Origin of the sequence: Duganella flavida, from assembly GCF_009857445.1 — a bacterium.
In the GTDB taxonomy this organism is placed as follows: Bacteria; Pseudomonadota; Gammaproteobacteria; order Burkholderiales; family Burkholderiaceae_D; genus Rugamonas; species Rugamonas flavida.
On record NZ_WWCN01000055.1, the window covers coordinates 1 to 631 of the forward strand.

The window sequence follows — 631 nt, forward strand, 5'->3', positions numbered from 1 at the left end:
AGCCGAGGAATAAAGTCACGGTACGAATCCGAACTTTATCGAGGAGGACGTCATGTTATTTTGTGGCATTGATCTTCATTCCAACAACTGTGTTGTGATCGTTTCCGACGAGGCCGACAAAGTGTTGTACTCCAGGCGGCTGGCCAACGATCTAGTCACGATTTGCGCCGCGCTGGAGCCGTATCGTCCTGAGCTGTCCGGCGTTGTTGTGGAGTCTACCTACAACTGGTACTGGTTGGTCGATGGACTGATCGAAGCGGGTCATGTTCTTCACTTGGCCAACACGACAGCAATCAAGCAATACGATGGACTTAAACATCGTGGTGACGAATCCGATGCGCGGCATTTGGCGCATCTACTTCGATTAGGGCTCCTGCCCGAGGGCCATATCATGCCCAAGTCATCACGCGCCGTCAGAGACCTGGCCCGCAAACGCATGCAGCTGGTCGATATGAGAACCGCGAATATTCTTTCGATTGAGACCTGCATGGCACAGCAAACAGGTAGCTACCTTACCTGCAGAGAAATCAAGCTGCTGACGGAAATGGACATCGACAGCATGCCTGTCGGCCCGGTCGAAGCCAGCGGCATGAAGGCCAACTTGGCTATTATTCGGGCCTTGCAGGCACAG

1 protein-coding gene is annotated in these 631 nt (G+C 53.4%); it reads left to right on the forward strand.

Annotation, left to right across the window (positions count from 1 at the left end):
* Positions 1 to 52: 52 nt before the first annotated feature.
* A partial coding sequence (locus GTP46_RS29150) for an IS110 family transposase (protein ID WP_161010120.1) occupies positions 53 to 631 on the forward strand: 579 nt, incomplete at its 3' end.